The 23199-nt window shown below is 70.7% G+C and carries 18 protein-coding genes; 5 read left to right on the top strand and 13 right to left on the bottom strand.

Translation table 11 applies throughout. From position 1 onward, the window contains the following. Positions 1 to 79 precede the first annotated feature (79 nt). Positions 80 to 4051 carry a CARDB domain-containing protein gene (locus AB0B48_RS13250; RefSeq protein WP_357200238.1) on the bottom strand — a complete coding sequence of 1324 codons (3972 nt, stop codon included), beginning with the start codon at positions 4049 to 4051 and terminating at the stop codon, positions 80 to 82. Between the two features lie 450 nt (positions 4052 to 4501). Then, on the bottom strand, positions 4502 to 5053 hold the full coding sequence (locus AB0B48_RS13245) for a GNAT family N-acetyltransferase (RefSeq protein ID WP_357200236.1): 552 nt from the start codon (positions 5051 to 5053) through the stop codon (positions 4502 to 4504). Between the two features lie 51 nt (positions 5054 to 5104). On the opposite strand from AB0B48_RS13245, the gene AB0B48_RS13240 reads away from it, so the two are divergent. Next, entirely contained in the window at positions 5105 to 5977 is an 873-nt protein-coding gene (locus tag AB0B48_RS13240) for a YhjD/YihY/BrkB family envelope integrity protein (protein ID WP_357200233.1), read from the top strand. 86 nt (positions 5978 to 6063) lie between these two features. Here AB0B48_RS13240 and AB0B48_RS13235 read toward each other — a convergent pair whose 3' ends face one another. The 4 genes from AB0B48_RS13235 to AB0B48_RS13220 are packed head-to-tail and all read right to left on the bottom strand — an operon-like array spanning position 6064 to position 9695. Continuing rightward, complete coding sequence (locus AB0B48_RS13235) at positions 6064 to 7275, bottom strand: ABC transporter permease (RefSeq protein ID WP_357200229.1); 1212 nt, start codon at positions 7273 to 7275, stop codon at positions 6064 to 6066. Beyond that, positions 7272 to 7961 carry an ABC transporter ATP-binding protein gene (locus AB0B48_RS13230; RefSeq protein WP_357200260.1) on the bottom strand — a complete coding sequence of 230 codons (690 nt, stop codon included), beginning with the start codon at positions 7959 to 7961 and terminating at the stop codon, positions 7272 to 7274. The genes AB0B48_RS13235 and AB0B48_RS13230 overlap by 4 nt, the downstream gene beginning before the upstream one ends. After that, on the bottom strand, positions 7961 to 9094 hold the full coding sequence (locus AB0B48_RS13225) for an efflux RND transporter periplasmic adaptor subunit (protein ID WP_357200226.1): 1134 nt from the start codon (positions 9092 to 9094) through the stop codon (positions 7961 to 7963). Before AB0B48_RS13225 ends, AB0B48_RS13230 begins: the two co-directional genes overlap by 1 nt. Next, positions 9081 to 9695 (bottom strand): hypothetical protein, encoded by a 615-nt coding sequence (locus AB0B48_RS13220; protein WP_357200223.1) that lies wholly within the window; start codon positions 9693 to 9695, stop codon positions 9081 to 9083. The genes AB0B48_RS13225 and AB0B48_RS13220 overlap by 14 nt, the downstream gene beginning before the upstream one ends. Before the next feature lie 113 nt (positions 9696 to 9808). Here AB0B48_RS13220 and AB0B48_RS13215 point away from each other — a divergent pair, with 113 nt between their 5' ends. The 3 genes from AB0B48_RS13215 (at position 9809) to AB0B48_RS13205 (ending at position 14104) form a co-directional block, all read left to right on the top strand. Next, a complete protein-coding gene (locus AB0B48_RS13215; RefSeq protein ID WP_357200220.1) occupies positions 9809 to 10504 on the top strand; it encodes a response regulator transcription factor in 696 nt (231 codons plus the stop codon). Further along, a complete protein-coding gene (locus AB0B48_RS13210) occupies positions 10494 to 12419 on the top strand; it encodes a HAMP domain-containing sensor histidine kinase (RefSeq protein ID WP_357200218.1) in 1926 nt (641 codons plus the stop codon). Before AB0B48_RS13215 ends, AB0B48_RS13210 begins: the two co-directional genes overlap by 11 nt. 89 nt (positions 12420 to 12508) lie before the next feature. Then, positions 12509 to 14104, top strand: a complete 1596-nt coding sequence (locus AB0B48_RS13205; RefSeq protein ID WP_357200216.1) for an NAD(P)/FAD-dependent oxidoreductase — start codon at positions 12509 to 12511, stop codon at positions 14102 to 14104. A 118-nt stretch (positions 14105 to 14222) separates the two neighbouring features. Here AB0B48_RS13205 and AB0B48_RS13200 read toward each other — a convergent pair whose 3' ends face one another. Beyond that, on the bottom strand, positions 14223 to 15803 hold the full coding sequence (locus tag AB0B48_RS13200; RefSeq protein ID WP_357200213.1) for a Rieske 2Fe-2S domain-containing protein: 1581 nt from the start codon (positions 15801 to 15803) through the stop codon (positions 14223 to 14225). A 198-nt stretch (positions 15804 to 16001) separates the two neighbouring features. On the opposite strand from AB0B48_RS13200, the gene AB0B48_RS13195 reads away from it, so the two are divergent. After that, positions 16002 to 16223, top strand: coding sequence for a DUF2631 domain-containing protein (locus AB0B48_RS13195; protein WP_036412111.1), 222 nt, complete (start codon positions 16002 to 16004; stop codon positions 16221 to 16223). Between the two features lie 88 nt (positions 16224 to 16311). Here the strand turns inward: AB0B48_RS13195 and AB0B48_RS13190 are convergent, their stop codons facing one another. The 6 genes from AB0B48_RS13190 to tsf form a co-directional block, all read right to left on the bottom strand. Then, a complete protein-coding gene (locus AB0B48_RS13190; protein ID WP_357200209.1) occupies positions 16312 to 17478 on the bottom strand; it encodes a DivIVA domain-containing protein in 1167 nt (388 codons plus the stop codon). Positions 17479 to 17509: 31 nt separating this feature from the next. After that, on the bottom strand, positions 17510 to 18667 hold the full coding sequence (gene rlmN, locus AB0B48_RS13185; RefSeq protein WP_091400305.1) for a 23S rRNA (adenine(2503)-C(2))-methyltransferase RlmN: 1158 nt from the start codon (positions 18665 to 18667) through the stop codon (positions 17510 to 17512). Between the two features lie 104 nt (positions 18668 to 18771). Then, positions 18772 to 20166 carry a phosphatidate cytidylyltransferase gene (locus tag AB0B48_RS13180; RefSeq protein WP_357200206.1) on the bottom strand — a complete coding sequence of 465 codons (1395 nt, stop codon included), beginning with the start codon at positions 20164 to 20166 and terminating at the stop codon, positions 18772 to 18774. A gap of 455 nt (positions 20167 to 20621) precedes the next feature. Then, positions 20622 to 21179: a ribosome recycling factor gene (frr, locus tag AB0B48_RS13175; RefSeq protein WP_357200203.1), complete on the bottom strand. Its 558-nt coding sequence runs from the start codon at positions 21177 to 21179 to the stop codon at positions 20622 to 20624. An 84-nt stretch (positions 21180 to 21263) separates the two neighbouring features. Beyond that, on the bottom strand, positions 21264 to 22031 hold the full coding sequence (pyrH, locus tag AB0B48_RS13170; protein WP_030335195.1) for a UMP kinase: 768 nt from the start codon (positions 22029 to 22031) through the stop codon (positions 21264 to 21266). A 161-nt stretch (positions 22032 to 22192) separates the two neighbouring features. Beyond that, a complete protein-coding gene (gene tsf, locus AB0B48_RS13165) occupies positions 22193 to 23020 on the bottom strand; it encodes a translation elongation factor Ts (protein ID WP_091400300.1) in 828 nt (275 codons plus the stop codon). Positions 23021 to 23199: the final 179 nt, after the last annotated feature.

Genomic DNA, 23199 nt, shown 5'->3' with positions numbered 1-23199 from the left:
CCCGGCTTCATGGAAGTCGGGGCATCCGCAGTCCGCGGACACCCCGACTTCACTGAAACCGTGTTGATCAAGCGGCGACCTAGCCGCCGGTGATGACGAACTGCGAGCCCGGCTGGATGACGATGTTGCCGTCGGCCGAGTTGGTGATTGTCACGTTCGTCAGGTTGGCGTTGCCACGCGCGCCGCTCATCGCGAGGATGCCGGCACCGTTGTTGGACTTGTCGATCCGTACGTTGGTGATGGCGACGTTCGGGATGTTGCCGCCACCGTTCTTGAACTGGATGCCGTCGAACGTCGAGTCGATGATGTCGGTGTCCCGGATGGTGACTCCGACGATGTCCCTGGTGGCCGGGAAGATCGTGATGGCACCGAACTCCTGGTCCTCGTTCCAGAACGCGCCGCCGGTGCGGTAGAGCCCGTTGTTGGCGATCAGCGTCGTGCCGGAGAACGGCAGCGGGTCGTGGTCGGTCGCCAGCATGATGCCCGGGTAGTTGGCGGTGTCGTAGATCAGGTTGTTCTGGATCGAGTTGTCGTAGCCGCCGTAGATGGCGATGCCGTTCGCCCGCCAGGGCAGCTGGATGGTGTTGTTGACGAAGTGGTTGTCGTGGGCGATGTCGACGGTGCGGTCCTTGACGTACGGGTTGGCCCAGACGGCGAGCGCGTCGTCGCCCGTGGTGCGGAACGACGAGTTGAACACCCGCGAGTTGCGCGTGCCGTTGCTGAAGTTGATGCCGTCGGCGTACGTGTTGCGGATCCGCATGCCGCTGAAGTCCAGCCCGTCGGCCGGCCCCCACAGGTCGGGGATGTTGTCGTAGTCGCGACCCACCCAGACGCCCACGTTGGCGTGCTCGATCCAGACGTTGCTGATCTTCGTGCCGGCGCCGAAGCGACCGTTCAGACCGACGCCACCCTCGGCGTTGCCGTCACCGCCGCGGATCCGGCCCGAGCCGAAGATGGCGATGTCGGAGATCTGGGTGTTCTTGTCGATGTCGAAGCCGAAGTTGCCCTCGTGCGGGTGGTTGATGCCGCCCACCACGTTCTGCGGCTCGGTCAGCGTGTAGAGCTGCGAGTGCCACATGCCGGCGCCCCGGATCGTGACGTTGCTGATGCCGACCTGGTTGTGCATGCCCCGGTTCAGCGGGTCGTCGGTCAGGATCTTCTGTTCCTGCCGCCACTGCCCGGCCGGGATCCAGACGCAGCTGATGACACCGTTCTGGTCGTCGGTCACCGCCCGCTGAATGGCTGCGGTGTCGTCAATTCCGTCGTTCGGAACCGCGCCGTACGAGGTGATCGAGGTGCAGCCCGCCGGCTGGCTCGCCGGCCCCGCCACCTGCTCAAGGTCGATCATGTCGATGACGTAGAAGGAGGCGGTGTCACCCGAGTCGCGCTGCAACTTGAACCGGGTGCCGGCCGGGTACGACTGCGCCAGCAGCGCGTTCGACTCGTCGAAGAGCCGCCGGGCGTCGGCCTGCGGGGTGTTGGTCAGCGCCTCCGGCCCGTCGGTGTTGCCGTAGAGCCAGCTGTGCTTCGACGACAGCGTCAACTTCCGGGAGAAGACGTCGTTGACGTAGAGGCTGATGGTCGCCTCGATGCCGCCGCCACCGGGCGCGTCCGGGATGGAGTTGCGCACCACGATGGAGTTGGCCTGGTTGGCAGAGGTGAACTCGACGAACTGGCCGGTGCTGGTGAGCCGTACCGACTTGCGCCCCGATGACTCGCTGGCGAAGTTGGTGTGCCCGAACGTCCGCAGGGCGTCGGTCTCCAGCAGCGTGCCCTGGTAACGACCGGCCTCCGCCTCGTAGGAGACGTACGGGACGGCTGCCCCGCGCCCGACCACTATCGACTGGCTGAACGCGTTGTTGGTCTCGTTGGTCTCGGCGACCACGTTCGTGGCGTCGGCGGTGGCGGTGAGGGTGGCGCCGCCGCTGGTGGCGGTCCAGGTGCCGCTGACGGCCACGGTGACCGTCGCGCCGGCGGCGATCGAGGCGGTGTTGGTGTTGAGCGTGGTGCTGCCCGCCACCAGTCGGGTGACGGTGGTCGCGCCGGTCGCGGTGGTGCCCCGGTTGCGAACCGTCACGGTGAAGGTGACGGACGCCCCGACGGCCGGGTTCGGCGGGTTCGAGGCGATGCTGAGCACCTGAAGGTCCGGGCCCGGTGCCTGCGCCACCACCAGCGGCGACGCCGCCGTGAAGCTGTTGTTGCCGTTGTTCTGCTCGACGATCGTGTTCGCCGGGTCGACCACCGCCGAGACGGCGTAGCTGCCCATCGGCCGGGTACCGGCGTTGAACGACACAGTGGTCGAGGCGCCCGCGGCGAGCGCGCCCACCGAGGCGCTGCCGACGACCGCGCCGGCCAGGCTGAAGTTCACTGTCGTCGCACCGGCGGACGCCGAGCCGATGTTCTGCACCACGGCCGAGAGAGTGACCGGGGAGACCTCGCTGGGCGACGAGGGCGACCAGGTCACCGAGCTGACGACCAGGTCCGGGTTGGGCGCCGGGGTGCCGCACACCTCAAGCTCGGCGACCTGGCCGGACGGGGCACCGGTGTTGCCGGTGAACCGCAACTGCACGTCCGCTGTGGTCGCGCTGACCGGGATGGTCACCACGTTGCTGCCCTGGGCGAACTGGTAGGCCGCCGCCGACACCAGGCTGGTGTACGAGGACGAGGCCTGGTCGCGGCCGAGGACCTGGATGGTCTGGGTACGGGTGCCCCAGGACGAATCCGGGTTGAGCTTCACGGTGACACCGGAGATGGAGTGGTTCGCGCCGAGCGCCACTGTCAGGTTCTGCGGGTAGCTCGCCGCGCCCTCCCAGTAGGTGGAGAGCTGCCCGTCGTTCGCCTTGTCCGGGGTGAAGCTGAAGGTGGAGCCGCTCGCCGTCATGCTCTTGCCCTGCGCCACGTTGGTGCAGGCCGGCGGGTTGCTGCCGGTCCGGGTGACGGTGTTGCTGTTGCCGGAGAGGTTGCCGGCTCCGTCGCGGGCCCGAACGTAGTAGGAGATTGTCGCCGTCGCCGGCTGGGTGTCCTGATAGGTGAGGACGGTGCCCAACGTGGCGATCAGGCTGCCGCCCCGGTAGACGTTGTAGCCGGCGAGCCCGCTGCCACCGGAGTCGGTGGAGGCCCCCCAGGTGAGCGTGATCGTGCTGCCCGACGTGCTCTGCGACAGCGTCCCCGGGACGCTCGGCGCGGTGGTGTCACCACTGCCGGTACGGGTCACCGTGTTGCTGTTGCCGGACAGGTTGCCGGCCGCGTCGCGGGCTCGGACGAAGTACGAGACTGTCGCCGTGGCCGGCTGGGTGTCGTTGAAGGTGGTCACGTTGCCGACGGACTGGAGGAACGCGCCGTTGCGGTAGACGTCGTAGCCGGCGATGCCGCTGCCGCCCGCGTTGTCGGTCGACGCGACCCAGTTGAGGCTGATGGTGGTGCCCGACTGGGTGTACGAGAGGTTGCCGGGAACGCTCGGCGCTGTGGTGTCCGGGGTGGTGCCGCCGCTGCCGTACACCTCCAGCTCGGAGAGCTGCCCGGCCGGCCAGCCGCTGTTGGCGGTGATGGTGATCCGGACGTAGCGGGTGGAGGTCGAGCTGAAGTTGATCGTGGCGGTGCTGCCGCTCGCCGGGTCGAAGGTGTATGTCTGCGACCCGACCAGATCGGTGAAGGACGAACCGTTGGTGCTGCCCCGGACGCTCAGCGTTTGCGTCCGGGTCCCCCAACCGGAGGTCGGCAGCTTCAGAACTACCTGGTTGACGCTCTGCGACGAGCCGAGGTCGACCTGCACCCACTGGGGGAACGCGTTGTTGACGCTCTCCCAGTAGCTGCCCGCGTTGCCGTCGACGACCTTCGACGAGTCGTAGACGTCGGCGTGGCCGCTCTCCTGGGTGGGACGGCCCTGGGCGAGGTTGGTGGCCGCCGGGGCGAAAGCGCTCGGTGCTGCTGCGGCCGCCTCGGTGGGGCGGGCGGCGGCGGCCGGGTTCGCGAGGGCGGTCGCCCCGGCCGTCGCGATCAGCGCGGCGGCGGCCGTGGCCGCCACCATCCTGAACAGGTTCGTTCGTCTCATCACTGTCCTTGTCGTCGGGGGACGGTTGCCGCGGTGGCTGGACCACGGGGGTGGGGGGTGCGGCGGTGCAGCGCCGGCCGACGCGAGAGGGCCGGTGTCGAGAGAGACGGGGGGTGCGGGCGGCGCGGGGGCGCCGACCGCCGTGGAAACACCAGAGGGGTACGACCATCAACGGGCCTCCCCAGGAGGCCCGTTGAATCTTCCGAGCACATGCACAGAACCGTGCATGCGTTTGTCGAAATCTTGCATTACTTTGGCCCAAAGGTTACTGACGTGCTACGGGAGCGTCAACACTTCGACCACCGTGACTATTGACGGACTTGTCTGCCCTGGACGTCGACCCATGGCCCGACCGGCAGACAATTTCGGGGAAGGTACTGCCTCCCGACGACTGGAGGCAGCACCTTCCCCGAAGTTGCGCGGATCTTGCGTCAGGCCGTGCGGGAACGATCAGGCATCTGGTGCGGTCAGCACGAACGTCTCCAGCAGCTCCCCGCCGTACCAGTCGGTGCGCTGACCGACATGGGTCATGCCCAGCCTCCGAGCGACAGCCATCGATGGCTCGTTGCCCGGCGCCACGACCGCGTAGATCTCCCGGGTGCCGGCGGCGAACTCCCGGTCGACCGCCGCGCGGGCCGCCTCGGTGGCGAAGCCGTGGCTCCACGCGTCCGGGTGCAGATGCCAACCCACCTCGATGTCGTCGCTCCGGCGCGACTCGTCGCGCCCCGGCAACGGCTTGAGCAGCACCGTGCCCACCACCTGGCCCGTCTCGCGTACCTCGATCGCCCAGGTGCCGTATCGGCCGCCGTCGGCGGCGTGCCGCTCCTGCCAGATCCGCAGCCGCTCGACGGCCTGCGCCGGGTCGGTCAGCGGCAGGCCCGGCGCGACTCCCAACCAACGGCTGATCTCCGGGCGGGAGTAGATGTCGTAGATCCGGGCCAGATCGGCCGGATCGGCGGTCCAATCGCGCAAGATCAGGCGTTCGGTGGTGAGAACAGTCATGACCGGCGATCTTAAGGAGTGACAGCCGCGACGACAGGGAAGGAGGACCCGATGGGCAACGGATGGCAGCGCACGAAACGGATCACCAGTGCGGCGTTCCGTCCGGTGCGCGGACGGGACCTGTCGCTGCACGCCGCCGCGATCACCTTCTACGGGGCTATCGCCGTGGTGCCGGTCGCCCTGCTGGCGATCTGGCTCACCGCGCTGGTGGCCGGGGCCGACCGGGTACGCCGGCTCACCTCGTACGCCGTGGAGGCCCTGCCCACCGCGATCGGCGCGCCCCGGGCGGTGGAGGCGCTGGTCGACGCCGGGGTGGGGTTGACTCCGCTGCTGGCGCTGGCCTCCCTGCTGCCCGCCTCGCTGTACGGCGAGGGCCTGCGTCGGGCGTTCGTCTCGGTGGCCGCGCCCCGCTCCGACGAGCACCTGGTCGGCTGGCGGGGCCGACTCCTGCTGCTGCCACTGCTCGCGCCGGCCCCCGCGCTGCTGCTGTCGATCCTGCTGGCGCTCCCGCTCACCACCCGCCTCGTACGCCAGGGCGGTTGGCTCGGCGTGCTCGGCGTGGTGCTGTCGTTCCTGGCGGTCTGGCTGGTGCTGACGCCGGTGCTGGTGTGGGTGTTCCGGGTCGTCGGGCCGGCCTCACCGGACTGGCTCTCCACCCTCGGGGTCGGGTCGTTCACCGCGGCGAACCTCTCCGGATTCCTGCACGGCTTCGTGCTCTTCGCCTCGCTCCCGCTGGACCTGGGAGTGCCCTTCGGCGGCTTCGACGACATCGGCGCCGGCGTGGCCGTCCTCCTCTGGCTCTACCTGTTCCACGTGATCGTCCTGGCCGGCTACTCCGCCACCCTGGCCCTCTCAAACTGGCGCACCACCCGCCGGACCCCCACCCCCACCCCCACCCACTCCCCCGGCCCGCCGCCCCGTTGATCATGAAGTTATTGCCACGACACGCCGCGCCGAGTGGCAATAACTTCATGATCAACCAAGGAGGTCACCGCAGCGGGGGCCGGTCGTCAGGGGGTTGATAGGGCTTCGGTGGGGGTTTGGCGGGCGGCCCGGATTGACGGGTAGACGCCGGCCACCACGCCTACCAGGAGGGCGGCGGTCACTCCGCCGAGCACAGCGGGCAGTGGGATGGTGGGCGGCCAGCCCTGGTAGCTGGCGTAGCCGACCGTGGCGAGCACCCCCAGGGCGGCCCCGGCGGCACCGCCGAGCACGCTGAGCAGCACCGACTCGGTGAGGAACTGCACCCGGATCTGGCCGCGGTTCGCGCCGAGCGCCCGGCGCAGGCCGATCTCCCGACGGCGTTCCAGCACCGAGATGACCATCGTGTTGGCCACGCCGATGCCGCCGACCAGCAGGGCCACCGCCGCCAGCCCGAGGAACAGCGCGGAGAAGCTGTCCTCGGTGGCCCGTTTAGCGGCGAGCGCGTCGGAGGGGCGGCTGACCTGGACCAGCCCGGGCAACTGCGGGTTGAGGGTGGCCGGCAGCACGGCACGGACGTCCTCCAACGCGTCCTCCCTGGCCCGCAGGTAGACGACGGTGGGGTGACCGTCGAAGCCGAGCATGGCCCTGGCGGCGTCCCACCCGACCAGCACCGAACGGTCGAGATCCGGGGAGAGCGGCAACGGGTCCAGGATGCCGATCACCGTGAACCAGCGCTCGCCGATGAACACCTGGGGCGGTTGCCGGGGGTCCACAGTGGCGAAGCCGAGCCGGCTCGCCGCGACGTAGCCGAGGACGGCGGTCGGAAGCCGGGCCGACGCGTCGTCGAGGGGCCGGCCGCTGCGGACCCGGCCGTTGACGGTCCCCAACAGGTCCGGCCGGGACGCGAGCACGGTGAGCCCGGACGTGTCGTACCGGTCCAGCAGGTCGTTGCGGCGCACGGCGGTGTGGGTGTTCGCGACCGCGCTCGCCGCGTGGACCGGCCCGATCCGCGACGCCATGGCGGCGGCGTCCTCGGGCAGGAGGACGGGCGGGTTCTGATCGGGCACGGGTTCGGCCCGCAGCAGGTTGGTGCCGAGGGCGGAGAGCTGCTCCATCAGGTCGCGCTGGCTGGACGCGGGGATCCCCACCACGACGACCAGCGTGGCGATGCCGATGGAGATGCCCAGGGCGGAGAGGACCGCCCGCATCCGGCGGGTGGTCAGGCCGAGCAGACCGAGCCGGAGTACGTCGGTCGGGGCGAGCCGGGTCGACCGGGTGCCACCCGGGGACGCGCTCACGCCCCGCTCCCGGTGACGGTGTCGGCGACGATCCGGCCGTCGCGGATCTCCACCTGGCGAGGCGTACGGGCGGCGAGATCGCGGTCGTGGGTGATCACGGCGATGGTGGTGCCCTCCGCGTTGAGGTCGGTGAGCAGGGCAAGAACCGCCTCCCCGTTCGCCGTGTCGAGGGCGCCGGTCGGCTCGTCGGCCAGCACCAGCGCCGGCTCGTTGACGAGCGCCCGGGCTATCGCCACCCGCTGCCGCTCCCCGCCGGAGAGCTGCTGCGGCAGGTGGTTCACCCGGTGCGCCAGGCCGACCCGGGCCAACGCCTCGATCGCGGTGCGGCGACGGCGACGACGGGGCACCCCGGCGTAGAGCAGGCCGGTGGCGACGTTCTCGGCGGCATCCAACCCGTCGGTGAGGTGGAACTGCTGGAAGACGAAACCGAGCCAGCGGCCCCGCAGCGCGGAGAGCCGACGGTCGGACAGCGCGGTGACCTCCTGCCCGGCGACGCGTACCCGACCGCTGGTCGGCAGGTCGAGGGTGCCCATGATGTTCAGCAGCGTGGACTTGCCGGACCCGGACGGCCCGACGATGGCGAGCATCTCGCCAGCACGCACGGTCAGTGAGACGTCATCCAGTGCGGTCACCCCGCCGGGGTACGTCCTGCTGACTCCCTCGACGTTCAGCACCGCTTCGGCGATCACGATGCCGTCACCACGTCGAGGCCCTCGGTCACACCGGTGCCGCTGACCTCGACCAGGCCCCGGGCGAACATCCCGGTCTCCACTGCCACCAGCGCACCGTCGGGCAGTTGCAGCGCATGCCCACCCTCGCGGAGCGCCACCAGCGCGCCGACCGGCACCGCGAGTACGCCCTTGTGGACGGCGGTGGTGAAGCGGACCTGGACCGTGGCCGCGTCCAGCTTGGCCACGTCCGCCGCCCGGGTCGGTGCGACGAGGACGTCCACGGTGGGCGGGCTCCCCTGCCCGGTGCCGCCGTCCGACCCGCCGCCGCGCACCGTCTGCGAGATCGAGGCGACCTTTGCCGGGATCTCGGAGCTGTCCGGCAGGGCGACGACCACGGCGGCGCCCACCGTGATGGCGCCGACGTCGGTGGCCCCGACCGGCACAGTGACCAGCTTGACCTTCTCGGTGACGGCCAGCAGCTCACCGGCGACCGGGTCACCGGGCAGCGCCTTCACCGCGCTGATTCGGGCCGGCCCGGTCAGCACCGCGACCTGCCCGACCCCGATCGTCCCGGTCGGGTCCAGGCCGAGGGCCTGCTGCCACTTCTTGATCGCGCCGACGAGGCTCGTGGTGAGCAGGGCCTGACCCGAGCCGATCTTCGTGCCGTCGGTGGCCCGGAACGGCTGCGAGCCGGTGTGGTAGCCCAGCGCCTTCAGGTTGTCCGACACGATCCGTACGTCGCTGCCCACCAGGCCCGGCTTGTCGAGCGTGCGAAAGAGCGGCGTCCCGCCGAACAGCACCGGCACCGGTCTGTCGTTGACCCAGTAGAGCGGCTTACCCCGGGCCACCGTGTCGCCCACCTTCGGCAGCCGGGTGACAACGCCCTCCCCGGCACCCTTCACCAACCGCTCCGGGCCGAAGCCGAGCGTGCCGTTGAGCGAGCGGCTGTCCGACAGGTCGGCCCGGGTCACTGTCGTCGTGGTGACCGGCGGCGGTGCGCTCGCGACATCACCGCCGGGGTGGCGCCGCAGAGCCAGCGCACCGACGCCGGCACCGACGGCGACCACCAGGGTCACCGCCGCCACCACGATCGCGGTACGCCGGGTCGTCCGCCGGCCAGGATCGTCGGTCGGGTTACTTCTTGGCACCGAAGATCTCCATCGTGCATTCCCTCTCGACCTTGTCCATCGCGGGACCCTCAAGTCCGTTGGTCGGGTCGGCGACGCCGTCGTCGTAGGTCCAGCCGGAGCCGTCCGGCAGTGAGTGGATCTTCAGCCCGCGCCCGCGCAGGCACTGGACGTAGTCGTTCCACTGACTCACGTAGTTCGGGTTCTTCTCCGGGTCCAGCTCCGGCGGCTGGAGCGGCAGCTTGTTCGCGCACGCCACGTACGCCGCCTTCGGCTCCCCGCTCTGGTCCAGCGACAGGCCCGTGCCGTCCCCCACCGGGCCGGGTTGTGACCGGCCGTCGTTCAGCTTCACGCCGTTGTCGTGCAGGCAGATGTTGTACGTCCCCCAGAGCCGCTCCTCCTCCTCGTCGGTCATGTCCAGGCGTAGCTGCGGCCGACCGTTGGTGGCACCACCGGCCGCGGTGGCGCTCGCCGGGGCGGACGGGGTGACGAGCGACGCGACGTCGCCGCTGGCGGTGTCCTTCTGGGCGCTGGACGCACCGCCGCCGCAGCCGGTGAGGGCGACGGCGAGCACGACGACCGCGGCGAACCCGGCCGCGACCCGATGGGTTGAGTTGGTCATGGCGTGCAGCTTCACGCCCGGGTGTCAGAGACCTGTAAGGAAGCGGTCGTCATCCGATAGCCCCAGCTCAGCGGCCCTGCTGGAACCGGTCCGGGCCACGTACAGTCGCTGCCGTGTGTGCGTACGTGCTGGTAGCCGAGGACGACCAGAAGCAGGCGGAGTTGGCGCGCCGGTATCTGGAACGCGAGGGGCACGAGGTGACTGTGGTGGCCGACGGGCGGGCCGCCCTGGAGCAGATCCGTCAACGGCCCCCGGCGCTGCTCGTCCTCGACGTGATGATGCCGAAGGTCGACGGCCTGGACGTGTGTCGCATCCTGCGCCGGGAGTCCGACCTGCCGGTGCTCATGCTGACCGCGAGGTCGACCGAGGACGACCTGCTGCTCGGCCTCGACCTGGGCGCCGACGACTACATGACGAAGCCGTACAGCCCCCGCGAACTGGTCGCCCGGACCCGCAGCCTGCTGCGGCGGGGCCAACGGACGCCGGCGGACCCGGTGCTGCGGGTCGGCGCCGTGCACGTCGACCCCGTGCGCCACGAGGTACGCAGCGACGGACGCCTCGTCGACTGCACACCCGGTGAGTTCCAGCTGCTCCAGGCGATGGCCGCCCAGCCCTCGCGGGCGTTCACCCGGGATCAGCTCCTGGGCTACCTGCACGGGTTCGACAGGTACATCACCAACCGGACCGTCGACGTGCACGTGATGAACCTCCGCCGGAAGATCGAGCCGAACCCGCGCAAGCCGGCCCGGTTGGTGACCGTGTACGGCATCGGATACAAGCTCGTCGAAGAGCCACCCCGTGTCGGGTGAGGTCCCGCTGCGCCGCAGCCTGCTGCTCCGACTGCTGGCGCTGGCCGTCCTCATCGCCATCGGCTCGATCGCGGCGACCGCGTGGCTGGCCGTCCGCACCACCACCGGAGCGATCCGGCAGGAGCAGGGGCAGGCGCTCGCCGACGACGCCCGCATCTATGACACGGTGCTCGCGTACGCGGCGACCCACCCGACCTGGGACGGAGTCGACGCGGCCCTTCGGCCTCTCGCCCAGGACGTCGGCCGGCGGATCGCCCTGACCACCGAGACCGGTGCCCTGATCGCGGACTCGGCCCCCGGCGCGGGCCCCTTGCCGACGACGTCGTCCGCGACCGTCGACGCGCTCGCCGTAGACACCGCCCTGACACCCGGCACCACACTGGCGGGCGGCGGTGACGGCGGCACCACCCTGCCGAGGGGCAGCGGTGACGGCGGCACCGGCCGCATCGACCCGCGCACCACCGGGCCGTACCTGCTCCCGCCCGAGGAGCGCGCCGCGCTGCGCGACAAGGCGGCCCGGGCGGCCCAGTGTCTGCGGCTGCGGGCGCAGATCGACGCCACCGTCGTGGACGGACCCACCGGCCGCCCTCGCCTCGACACCCCCGGCACCGACCTCGCCGACAGTGCCGCCTGCGCTCAGTTGAGGGAAGAACTCGCGACCCGTACGGCCACCGAGGGTAAGGCGCTCGCCCAGCTCAACGCCCTGGTGAACACCTGCCTGGCGCGGCGGCGCCTGCCCGCCGTGCAGGTGGACCTGAACTGGACCTGGACGAGGCAGCCGGCGGCCAGCGCACCCGACTCCCGCAGCGCGGTCGGCGTCGACCAGGAGCACAACCGGGCGGTCAGCGCCTGCGTCGGCACCAGTCGACGCGAACAACTCCTCCCGTACGTCGCCCCGGCCGCGACCCTCTTCGTCACCGACCCGGGCGGTCGCCCCTCGACCACCTTCGACCTCTCCCCCGCCAACCAGACCCGCATCGTCGCGGTCGCCGGACTCGTCCTGCTGGTGACGATCGGCTTCACCGTCCTCGCCGGCATCCGGCTGACGCGTCCGCTGCACGCGCTGACCGGGGCCGCCCAACGGATGCGCGACGGCGACGGCGCCGCCCGGGTCCGGGTGACCGGCCGCGACGAGATCGCCCGGCTGGCCGAGGCCTTCAACGACATGGCCGAACGGCGGGAACGGCTGGAGCAGCTACGCCGGGCCATGGTCAGCGACATCGCCCACGAGATGCGGACGCCGGTGAGCAACATCCGGGGTTGGCTCGAAGCGGTCGAGGACGGCGTCGCGGCCCCCGACCGCCGGCTGCTCTCCTCACTGCTGGAGGAGGCGACACTGCTCCAACATGTGATCACCGACCTGCAGGACCTGGCCGAGGCCGACGCGGGCGCGTTGCGGCTGCACCGTGAACAGGTCTACCTCAGCGACCTGCTCGCCCAGGTGGCGGAGGCGCACCGGGCCCAGGCCGACCGGGTCGGCGTCACCATCACGGTACGCACCGAGGCCGACCCGCAGGTGGACGCCGACCCGGTCCGACTCCGCCAGGCAGTCGGCAACCTGGTGGCCAACGCGGTACGGCACACCCCGTCGGGCGGGCACGTGACGATCAGCGCCAGCGCGACCGACGCCGAGGTCATCATCTCGGTGACCGACACCGGCAGCGGTATCAGCGCCGAGGACCTGCCCCGGGTCTTCGACCGCTTCTGGCGGGCCGAGAAGTCCCGGAGCCGGCAGACCGGAGGCAGCGGCCTGGGTCTCGCCATCGTGCGCAAGCTCACCGAGGCCCACGGCGGCACAGTGCGCGCCACCAGCACCCCCACCCAAGGCTCCACCTTCACCCTCCACCTCCCCCACTCGGCCGGCCTGGTTGATCATGAAGTTGTTGCCACTCGGCGCGGCGTGTCGCGGCAATAACTTCATGATCAACGGGACGGCGGGGTGGGGGTAGGCAAGAGGGTGGAAGGGGTGACCTGGGGTGGTGGGGCGGACTAGGCTGCCGCGGCATGAGCAGTGAGATTCCGGCCCGCGCCGACGTCGTGATCATCGGTGCCGGGCACAACGGTCTGGTCTCCGCTGTCCTGCTGGCCCGGGCCGGCCTGGACGTCCTCGTGCTGGAGGCAGCCGACGTGATCGGCGGCGCGACCCGCACCGAGAACCCGTTCCCGAAGGTGCCGGGGCTGCGCCACTCCACGGGGTCGTACCTGCTCGGGCTGATGCCCCCGGAGCTGCTCGCCACGCTCGACGTACGGATCCCGGTGCTGCGCCGGGACCCGCACTACTTCCTCCCCACCCCGGGCGGCCTCGGCTCGCCGTACCTGCTCTTCGGCAGTGACACCGCCGCCACCCGGGCGCAGCTCGCCGAGTTCTTCTCCCCCGCCGACGTGGCCGCCGACGACGCCATGCAGGCCGAGCTGGCCGCGCTGCGGGAAGACCTCGCCCCGGCCTGGCTGGCCGAGCCGATGAGCGTCCGGGAGACCGCCGAGCGGCACGTCCGTCCGGCGCTGCGCCAGGTCTTCGTCGACCTCGTGCAGGGCTCGGTCGCCGACTACCTGGCCCGGTTCGAGTTCCGCTCGGAGTTACTGGTCAGCATGTACGCGGTCACCGACGGCCTGTCCGGGCTCAACGCCGGCCCGGACGACCCCGGCACCGGCCACAACTTCCTCGTGCACAACATGTGCCGACTGCCCGGCTCCGGCGGCACCTGGATGATCGCCGAGGGTGGGATGGGCACCGTCTCCAGGACCTTCGCCGAGGCCGCGCGCGCCGCCGGAGCGACAATCCTGACCGGTACGCCGGTCCGCGCGGTGACCATGGACGGCGGCGCCGCGAGCGGAGTGGTGCTGGCCGACGGTCGGGAGGTCGCCGCCCGGGTCGTGCTCGGCGCGTGTGACCCGTACCGGCTGATGGACCTGTTGCCCGACGGCGCGCTCCCGGCGCGGCTCGGCGAACGGATGGCGGCGGTCCGTCGGCCCGGCACCACCCTCAAGCTCAACCTGGCGCTCACCGGGCTGCCACGGTTCTCCTGCCTGCCGGACGGCACGCCGAGCCCGTTCGGCTCGACCATCCATTTGCTGCCAGGGTCGGCGTCGCTGGTCGGCGGGGCGGAGACCTCACCGATGACCGCGCTGCGCGCCATGTGGGCGGACGTGCAGGCCGGGCTGCTCCCGGCGGAGCCCACCATCGAGTGGTACCTGCACACCACTGTCGACCCGTCGCTCTCCGACGCCGCCGGGCACCACTCGTCGGCGCTCTTCGTCCAGTCCGTCCCCTACGAGTTGGCCGGCACCACCTGGGACGCGGAGCTGCCCGGCTACGTCGACCGGCTGCTCGGGATCGTCGAGCGGTACGCCCCCGGCACCGCCGAGCTGATCGCCGACGCGGTGCCGCTGCCGCCGCCCGGCATCGAGGAGCACTTCGGCATCACCGGCGGGCACATCCACCACGTCGACAACACCGTCTCGTTCACCGACCGGATGCCCTACGCCACCGGCGTCGACGGTGTGTACGCCGGCAGCGCCGGCTGCCACCCGGCCGGCAGCGTCATCGGCGCGGCCGGCCACAACGCCGCCCGCCGCATCCTCACCGACCTCGGCCGCTGACCGCGTCCCACCCCGCCAGGCAGTTGATCATGAAGTTATTGCCGCGACACGCCGCAGCAGCTGGCAATAACTTCATGATCAACGGGGGTGGGCGGTGGGAGCGCCGGTGGGGCGGGGGTCAGATCACTGCTTCGCCGGCCGGGGCGGGGGTTTCCGCGTCCACCCGGTGGGCTCGCACCTTGTGCCCGACGCTGGTCAGGCAGCGGCCGCTGGGCAGGTCGAAGCGCCAGCCGTGCAACTGGCAGGTGAGCTGGTCACCGTCGACGATGCCGAAGCGGGTCAGGTCCGCCTTCAGGTGCGGGCACCGCCGCTGCACCACCCAGTCGCCCAACGTGATGTCCTCGGCGTCGGTGCTGCGCTCGTGCTCGTCGTACCAGCCCTCGGCGTACTGGAGCCGCTCCTCGGAGAGGCACTTGAAGAACGCGTAGACGAACTCGTTGTACTGGCCGATCCGGGCCGCCGAGAACCGGCAGGACAGGAAGAGCGAGTTGACCCAGTCCACCTCGTCGATGAAGAGCAGGTGCTCGATCAGCGAGCGCTCGGTCCGGAACCGGTAGCGCACCTTCTCGTCCGCGTACGGCCGGACCTCCTTGCCGGGGAAGTCCACCACGATCGACTCGACACTCTCGCCGTCGTACCCCACCAGGTCGAAACGGACCGGGCCACCGACCCCCTTGGCCAGGTAGATCGACTCGTCGAGCAGCGGTTCGATCCGACGCTTCATCTCGCCGAGCACGTCCACCTCGGGGTGCCGCCAGGACGCCTTCTCCGCCTCGATGATCGGGCGCTTGCGCTCCCGCATCTCCTCCAGGTGCGCGACCTTGTTCGCGAAGAACTCCTGCACCGGCACGGGGTGGGTGGTGCTCGCGCCCTCGGTGGTGACCTCGGCGACGCTGCCCGGCAGCAGCACGATCCCGTTGGTGCCGCCGACCTTTGCGTACTCCGACAGGAAGACGGACTGGTCGGGGAAGATGTTGCCCTCGTCGCCGTGGATGTCGTTGAACTGCCACAGGGCGTCGTCCAGGAAGCACGGCGGGCCGGCGATCGGGAAGACGTGGTCGGCCTTCAGGTCGTCGATGTAGCGCCAGGTCCGGTCGAACTGCCGGTCACGCTTCTGCTTACCGAACGCGGTCTTCGCCGCCTGCGGAAGTTCGTAGACCATCGGGTACCAGATCGCACCGGAGAACTGGAGCAGGTGCGCGTGCACGTGCCCCAGCTCGGCGAAGACGCTCAGGTCGGTGGGGCGGGCGTCGTTCTGGTTGAGCAGCCGCACCCCGTCGTACTCGACCCAGAGCGAGGAGTCGCCGATCGGCCCGTCGGTCGGGCTGGTCAACGCCTGAATCATGATCTTCAGGCCGCCGGGCAGCTCCACCACCTGCTCGTTGGGCGCCTTCAGGAACTTGGTGAAGCCCAGCGCCCGGAACTCGTCCTCCATCTCCGAGGTGGGGAACTCGGGGAGCAGGACCGTGGCGTCCTTCGAGATGAAGTCGCGCAGGTGCTTCGCGTCGAAGTGGTCCCGATGCAGGTGGGAGACGTACAGGTAGTCGACCTGACCCAGACTCTCCCAGTCCAGCAGTGAATTGTCGGGGAACGGAAACCACGACGCGAAGTAGGCCGGGTTGACCCACGGGTCGCACAGGATGCTGCCCGCAGCCGTGTCGATCCGCATGCTGGCGTGCCCGGTTCCGGTCACTCGCACCGCACAGTCCCCCTCAAACAGACAATCAGGTGTACGCCAAACGCTACCGGAGCGAGTCTGACCGCCGCCCCGCGACGCCGGTAGTGCCATCCAGCCCGGGTGGGGCAGGGCCGATGGCCAGGAAACCCCCACCCCACCGCACCGCGTACGAGGCGTGCCAGACTAACCAAAGATCCGATCGCGAGGGAAGGACCGACAGTGGCAGGAAGCGAGCCGGTAACGTCGCCAGACCAGCACAAGCCCGGGCACCGCAAGGCCGGGCAGATCGGCGCCGTGCTGTCCGCACTGGCGCTGCTGGCGATGATCTGCGGCAACCACGAGGGCAGGGTCGAGGACATCTGGCTGATCGGCCTGGCCGCGCTGCTGCTGATCATCGTGATCGGCGACATCGTGTTGCGGCGCAGCGGTCTGCGCTCCTGACCCGACCCACCGCCGGACGACCGGCCGACGTACGCCGAGGGCCCGCCCCCACCGGGGGGACGGGCCCTCGTCCGTATCGCGTAGGGGGTCAGCGCCCGAAGAGAATGTCCTGCACGTCCTTCAGTGCGGCGTCGACCTCGGCCTCGAAGTAGCCACCCGGCACCAGGCCGAACCGGAGCGTGTCCAGGTCCTTCGGGTCGACCGGCATCGGGTTGCGGCGCTGCATGCCACCGAGCAGGGTGTCGAAGAACCGGTCCACCTGGTCGGGGTCGTACCCGCTGCCGAACCGGCGCACCTGGAAGCTGCGACGGATCTGGTCGACCCGGTACAGGTCGCTGCCGGGCGGACCGGCCATCGGAGGACCACCCATCGGCGGACCGGCCACCGCAGGAGGACCAGCCATCGACGGCGGACCGGCCATCGGCGGGCCACCCATGCCCGGCTGCGGCAGCGGAGGCGGACCGGCCGGACCACGGCGCATGTCGCGCAGATCCCGCTCCGGCATCCGGATCTCGGCCGTCATGTCGGCGCGACCGTGCCGCCCTGCCTCGAAGCCGTCGAAGCGCGGCTCCTCCGGCGGCGGCGGATAACCGCCGGGCGCGCGCTGGTCGTCCTGGCCGTACCCGCCGCGCTGGTCATCCGGGCCGTAGCCACCGGGTGAGCGCTGGTCGTCCGGGGGGCCGTACCCGCTGGGACCGGCGGGCAGGCCGCGCTGCGGCATGCCGTGGCCACCCATCGGGCCGGGGCCCATCTGGCCACCGGGACCCATCGGCGGGCCGGCCGGGCCACGTGGCGCGTCGTAACCACCGCCGCGGGGGGCGTCGTACCCACCGGCGAAGGCACCGGTCGGCTCGTCGTAGCGACCGTAGGGCGGGCCGGGCTGCGCGGGCATCGGCCGGGGCGGCATCGGCTGCGGGACCATGCCGCGGTCATCACGCATCGGCGGACCCAGCCGGTCCGGTGGGCCCATCCGGTCACCCATCCGGGGGTCGCCGCCGCGTCCGGCGCTGTTGCGCTCCTCCAGCTCGGCCAGCTGCCGCTCGACCCGGTCCAGGTGCAGGTCGACCTGCCACTCGTCGTAGCCGTTGAAGCGGACCCGAAAGACGACGTCATGAACCTCCTGGGAGGCCACCGGGGCACCGACCTGTCGGCCGTCGAGCGTCGCCTCGACCCGGTCGAGGAAGGCATCCACCTCGTCGACCTTGTATCCCCGGCGGAGCGCCTTGCGCCGGAAACGCTGACCCTGACTCGCCACTATGTCTCCTGGTCTCGTTCGCCACGCCCGGTCACGCCGGTGCCTCTCCGGCGCGGTCGGTGTTGGTGTCGTTGTCTTCGGCAGCGGCAAGCTGGCCACACGCGCCGTCGATCTCGCGACCTCGGGTGTCCCGAACTGTGGTGGACACCCCGGCGTCGCGCAACCGCCGGACGAACTCCCGCTCGACCGGCTTCGGGCTCGCGTCCCAGCGGCTGCCCGGCGTCGGATTGAGCGGAATGAGGTTCACGTGGGCCAACTTGCCGGCCAGCAGCCGCCCGAGCAGGTCGGCTCGCCACGGCTGGTCGTTCACGTCCTTGATCATCGCGTACTCGATCGACACGCGGCGGCCCGTCCGGGCGGCGTAGTCCCACGCTGCGTCCAGCACCTCGGCTACCTTCCAGCGCTGGTTTACCGGCACGAGTTCGTCGCGCAGATCATCATCGGGCGCGTGCAACGACAACGCAAGGGTCACTGAGAGGTCTTCGCTGGCCAGTCGGTGGATGGCCGGAACCAGGCCAACCGTGGAAACGGTGATGTGCCGCTGGGACAGGCCGAGACCCTCCGGAGCCGGGCTGACCAGCCGACGGATCGCCGCGATCACCCGGTTGTAGTTGGCCAGCGGCTCGCCCATGCCCATGAAGACGACGCGCGAAAGCCTCGGCGGGGAACCCGCCACGACGCCGGAGGCCGCCACCCCGGCCATGTAGACCGCCTGGTCGACGATCTCCGCCGTCGACAGGTTGCGGGTGAGCCCGGCCTGACCGGTCGCGCAGAACGGACAGGCCATGCCGCAGCCCGCCTGGCTGGAGATGCAGACGGTCACCCGGTCCGGGTAACCCATCAGCACGCTCTCCACCAGCGCGCCGTCGTGCAGCCGCCAGAGCGCCTTGCGGGTCGCGCCGTCATCACAGGCCAGCTCACGCACCGGGTTGAGCAAGGTCGGCAGCAACTGGTCGGCCAGCCGCTCCCGGGTCGCCGCGGGCAGATCGGTCATCGCCTGCGGGTCGCGGACCAACCGCCCGAAGTAGTGGTTGGAGACCTGCTTGGCGCGGAAGGCCGGCTCACCCAGCCCGGTGACCAACGCCTGGCGACCGGCCAGGTCCAGGTCAGCGAGGTGCTGAGGGGGCATGGAGGCCCGGCGCGCGGCGGGGGCGACCGAGATGGCGGGGATCAAGGGCAGGCTCGTCATGGCTGGTCCAGTGTGTCACGCCGTCGGCGGCGGCTGCCGGTCCGGAGGTGTCGAACGGGTCGCGACCGCCGGAGCCGGATGACCGGGACGCCGTGATTCATACCTCAGCTCACCACCGGCACGAAAACCGCCAACAGCAGGTAGGCCGTCGGCACCGCGAACAGGATCGAGTCCAGCCGGTCCATCAGACCGCCGTGGCCGGGCAGCAGGTTGCTCATGTCCTTCACGCCGAGATCCCGCTTGATCATCGACTCGGCCAGGTCGCCGAGGACCGCCGCGCAGGAGACGGCCACCCCGAACAGCGCGCCCCACCAGGGGGCCACCTCGAACATCAGCCACAGCAGCAACGCGCCACCCAGGGCCGCCGCGGTGACCGAGCCGGCGAAGCCCTCCCAGGACTTCTTCGGGCTGATCGACGGGGCCATCGGGTGTTTGCCGAAGGAGACCCCGGCCGCGTACCCACCGGTGTCGGAGAGGACCACCCCGATCAGCGTGGCCAGGATGCGCAGATGCCCATCGTCGGGGGCCGCCGCCAGCAACGCCGCGAAACCGGCGAGGAACGGCACGTAGACGGCGATCAGGGTGGCCGCTGTGAGATCCCGCTGGAAGCCGGCCGGCCCGTCACCCAACCGCCAGACCATGGTGCCCAGCACGGTGACCAGCAGCCCCAGGCTGAGCGCGTCCGGGCCGGCGTACCAGGCCAGGCCCACCGTCAACACGCCGCCGGCGATCAGTGGCACCAGCGGAGGGTGCGCGCCGCTGCGTCGCACCGCGCGGGCCATCTCCCAGGTGCCGACGGCGACCGCGGCGGCGATCACCGGCAGGAAGGCCAACGGATAGAAGGCCAGCGGCACCACGATCAACGCGCCGAGGCCGAGCCCGACCCCGATCGCCGCGGGCAGGTTGCGCCCCGCCCGCCCGGTGCCCACCTGCTGGGTGGCCGGTCGGTCGAGGCTGGCCCGACGTCGCCCCTTCGACCGTCGACCGGTCGTCGGCTCCGGATCCACAACCGGCTCCGGATCCGGCCCGATCTCGGCCCCGATGGGCGCCAACTGCGTGGTCGGGTAATCGGCGTCGTCGTCATGACGGAACGGCCCGTCGAACGGTCCCGGGCCGTTGTACCGGCCGGGCTCGTCGAACGGCGGGAGGCCGCCGCGGGAGGGGGCACCGTCCGCACCGGCGGGCGCGCGGTCGCCGTAGCGGTCACCGCGACCCCGGTCGTCGTACCGGTCGGGCTGGTTGCGGTCGTCGACGTGCCGGTCCCGGTCGTCGAAACGGTCGTCCGGGCGGACCGGGCGGCCACGCTCGTCGTACGGGTCCGCGGGCCACGGTTCAGCGGACGGCCGGGCGTGCGGATCGGCGTACAGCTCAGGGCCGGCGGCCGGACGGCGGCTCCACTGGCCGGCCTCCAGGTCCTGGTCCGGCCAGGGCAGCGCCACCGGGCGCTCCGGCCGGTCCCAGCCGCGAGGCTCGCTGCCGTAGGGGTCGGGGTGGGACATCACGCACCGCGAAGCGGCACGAGAACCACCACATGACGCAAGACCACAAGCATCCCCTACACGTGCGATGTTCCTCCGATTGACCGCCCCGACGGTCGGTCGATCCCCGGTGTTCACCACCCGGTGGCCGGGAATCCTGCCGAGCCTACTGCACACGCCGGATCGGCACGGCGGACGAGGCACGCCCACCGACGCCACCCGGCACCCCCGGCCCGCCGGCCAGCGACGCACACCCATCCGGTACGGCAGACAGCAGGCAATCCGCAGCCGTCGATCCGACTCGTCCGGTGCGCGATCGGTTACTGAGCGAACCCACCCGGCGTGGTCCGCTGGTGCCGCGCGCTGGACACTGGCGAGCAGTTCGCCGAGAGCACCAGGACCGTCTGGATCCCCTGCTGACCCAGGAATGGAACGAGGCCCGTTCCCGACGTCGGGAACGGGCCTCGGAGCATGGGTCACACCTCGAGCAGCTCGGTTTCCTTGTGCTTCACCAGGTCGTCGATGCTGGCCACGTACCGCTGGGTCAGGTCGTCGAGTTCCTTCTCGGCGCGGCGGCCGTCGTCCTCGCCGGCCTCGCCGTCCTTGACGACCCGGTCCAGCTCCTCCTTGCCACGGCGGCGGACGTTGCGGATCGCCACCTTGGCCTCCTCGCCCTTGTGCCGAGCCACCTTGATCATGTCGCGGCGGCGTTCCTCGGTCATCTGCGGGAGCAGGATGCGCAGCTGGTTGCCCTCGTTGTTCGGGTTCACCCCGAGGTCCGAGTCGCGGATCGCCTTCTCCATCGCATTGATCTGCGAGTTGTCGTACGGCTTGATGATGGCCATCCGCGGCTCGGGGACCGCGATGGACGCCATCTGCGTCAGCGGCGTGGGCGTGCCGTAGTAGTCGATGATGACCTTGGAGAACATGGCGGCGTTGGCGCGACCGGTACGGATGGCGCCGAACTCCTCCTTGGCGTGCTCAACCGCACGCTCCATCTTCTCCTCGGCCTCGAGGAGGGTGTCGTCGATCACCGGTCTCCTCGCCTCCTTCTGTGCTCGTGGTGGGCTCTGCTGAAAGTCGTCAGACCGCTGTCGTCGTCGCCGATGGGGCGGGACTCAGGCGGTGATCAGGGTGCCGATCTTGTCGCCACCCACCGCGCGGATGATGGTGTCGTCACCCTGCGCGCCAAAGACCAGCATCGGCAGGCCGTTCTCCATGCAGAGGCTGAACGCCGCCGCGTCGGCCACCCGCAGGTTGCGGCGCAGCACCTCGGAGAAGGTGATCGAGTCGAGCTTACTGGCGGTGGGGTCGATCCGCGGGTCGGCGGTGTAGACGCCGTCCACGCCGTTCTTGCTCATCAGCACCACGTCGGCCCGGATCTCCAGCGCCCGCTGGGCGGCCACAGTGTCGGTGGAGAAGTACGGCATCCCGGCGCCGGCGCCGAAGATGACCACGCGGCCCTTCTCCAGGTGCCGGATGGCCCGCAGCGGGATGTACGGCTCGGCGACCTGGGCCATCGTGATGGCGCTCTGCACCCGGGTCTCGATGCCCTCCTTCTCCAGGAAGTCCTGGAGCGCGAGGCAGTTCATCACCGTGCCGAGCATGCCCATGTAGTCGGCGCGGGCCCGGTCCATCCCACGCTTCTGCAGCTCCGCGCCGCGGAAGAAGTTGCCTCCGCCGACCACCACGGAGACCTGCACGCCGCGGCGGACCACTGTGGCGATCTGCCGGGCGATGGCCTGGACGACGTCCGGGTCGACGCCGATCGCGCCGCCACCGAAGACCTCACCGGAGAGCTTCAGCACCACCCGGCGGGCGCGCCCCGGCGGCGGTGCCGTCGGATCGTCCAGCTCCAGCGTCCGGTCACTCACAACCTGCGTCATCCGCCCCGCCCTTCCCCACGCGCACGCCCCGTGCGGCGCGTACCGCGAACCTGCCGCTGCCGACCCTATGTGACGAGGAGGCCGCGGTGCCTGTCACGTACACCGGCGGCCTCCTCGTTGACGTCTTCTGCCCACGGGCGCGCGTGGCGCCCGGTGGCGGCTCAGGCCTGGCCGACCTCGAACCGCACGAAGCGGGTGACCTCGATGCCGGCCTCGGCCAGCAGCTGCTTCACCGACTTCTTGTTGTCGGAGACGGACGACTGCTCGATCAGGACGAAGTCCTTGAAGAAGGAGTTGACCCGACCCTCGATGATCTTCGGCAGGGCCGCCTCGGGCTTGTTCTCCTCGCGGGCGGTCTGCTCGGCGATGCGCCGCTCGGACTCGACGACCTCGGCCGGAACCTCGTCCCGGGTGAGGTACTTCGGCCGCATCGCGGCGATCTGCATCGCCACACCACGGGCGTCGGCGTCGCCGGCCTCGTCGGTCTTGCCGGTGTACGACACCAGCACGCCGACGGCCGGAGGCAGGTCCTGGGCCTTGCGGTGCAGGTAGACGGCGGTGGTGCCCTCGACCCGGGCGAACCGGTTGAGCACCAGCTTCTCGCCGATCTTGGCGGACTGCTCCTGGATCAGGTCCGCGATGACCTTGCCGTCGAGCTCGGAGGCGAGCAGCTCCTCGGCGGAGTTCACGCCGGCGCGCTCACCGTGCTCGACCAGCTGCTGGCCCAGCGCGATGAACGACTCGGTCTTGGCGACGAAGTCGGTCTCGCAGTTGAGCTCGAGCAGCGCCTTGCCAGAGTGGGCGACCAGGCCGTTCGCGGCCGTACGGCCGGCCCGCTTGCCGACGTCCTTGGCGCCCTTGACGCGCAGGATCTCGACGGCCTTGTCGAAGTCGCCCTCGGCCTCGGTCAGCGCCTTCTTGCTGTCCATCATGCCGGCGCCGGTGAGGTCGCGGAGCTTCTTGACGTCCGCGGCGGTGATTTGGGACATGGCTCTCTCTTCGATGTTGAGACGGCGTGTGGATGGTCAGAGGTGCCGGTTACCCGGATCCGGGCCGATAGTGCCCGGCGTACCGTCGCTGCCCGCCGTCCGCGGAAAAGGTAGGGGGGGGCGCGTCGGTGGGATGACTCCCCGGGGGGGGCCGCCCGCGGCGCGGGGGGGGGCGGCGC

Origin of the sequence: Micromonospora sp. NPDC049089, from assembly GCF_040648775.1 — a bacterium.
Taxonomy (GTDB): Bacteria; Actinomycetota; Actinomycetes; order Mycobacteriales; family Micromonosporaceae; genus Micromonospora.
Note: the sequence above shows the minus strand (reverse complement) of the source record. Positions and strands in the feature narration are given on the sequence as shown.

Coding starts and splice junctions, on each gene's coding strand:
- AB0B48_RS13250 (WP_357200238.1), bottom strand. CDS start 4,051: ATGAGACGAACGAACCTGTTCAGGATGGTGGCGGCCACGGCCGCCGCC.
- AB0B48_RS13245 (WP_357200236.1), bottom strand. CDS start 5,053: ATGACTGTTCTCACCACCGAACGCCTGATCTTGCGCGATTGGACCGCC.
- AB0B48_RS13240 (WP_357200233.1), top strand. CDS start 5,105: ATGGGCAACGGATGGCAGCGCACGAAACGGATCACCAGTGCGGCGTTC.
- AB0B48_RS13220 (WP_357200223.1), bottom strand. CDS start 9,695: ATGACCAACTCAACCCATCGGGTCGCGGCCGGGTTCGCCGCGGTCGTC.
- AB0B48_RS13205 (WP_357200216.1), top strand. CDS start 12,509: ATGAGCAGTGAGATTCCGGCCCGCGCCGACGTCGTGATCATCGGTGCC.
- rlmN (WP_091400305.1), bottom strand. CDS start 18,667: ATGACGAGCCTGCCCTTGATCCCCGCCATCTCGGTCGCCCCCGCCGCG.
- AB0B48_RS13180 (WP_357200206.1), bottom strand. CDS start 20,166: ATGTCCCACCCCGACCCCTACGGCAGCGAGCCTCGCGGCTGGGACCGG.
- pyrH (WP_030335195.1), bottom strand. CDS start 22,031: ATGACGCAGGTTGTGAGTGACCGGACGCTGGAGCTGGACGATCCGACG.
- tsf (WP_091400300.1), bottom strand. CDS start 23,020: ATGTCCCAAATCACCGCCGCGGACGTCAAGAAGCTCCGCGACCTCACC.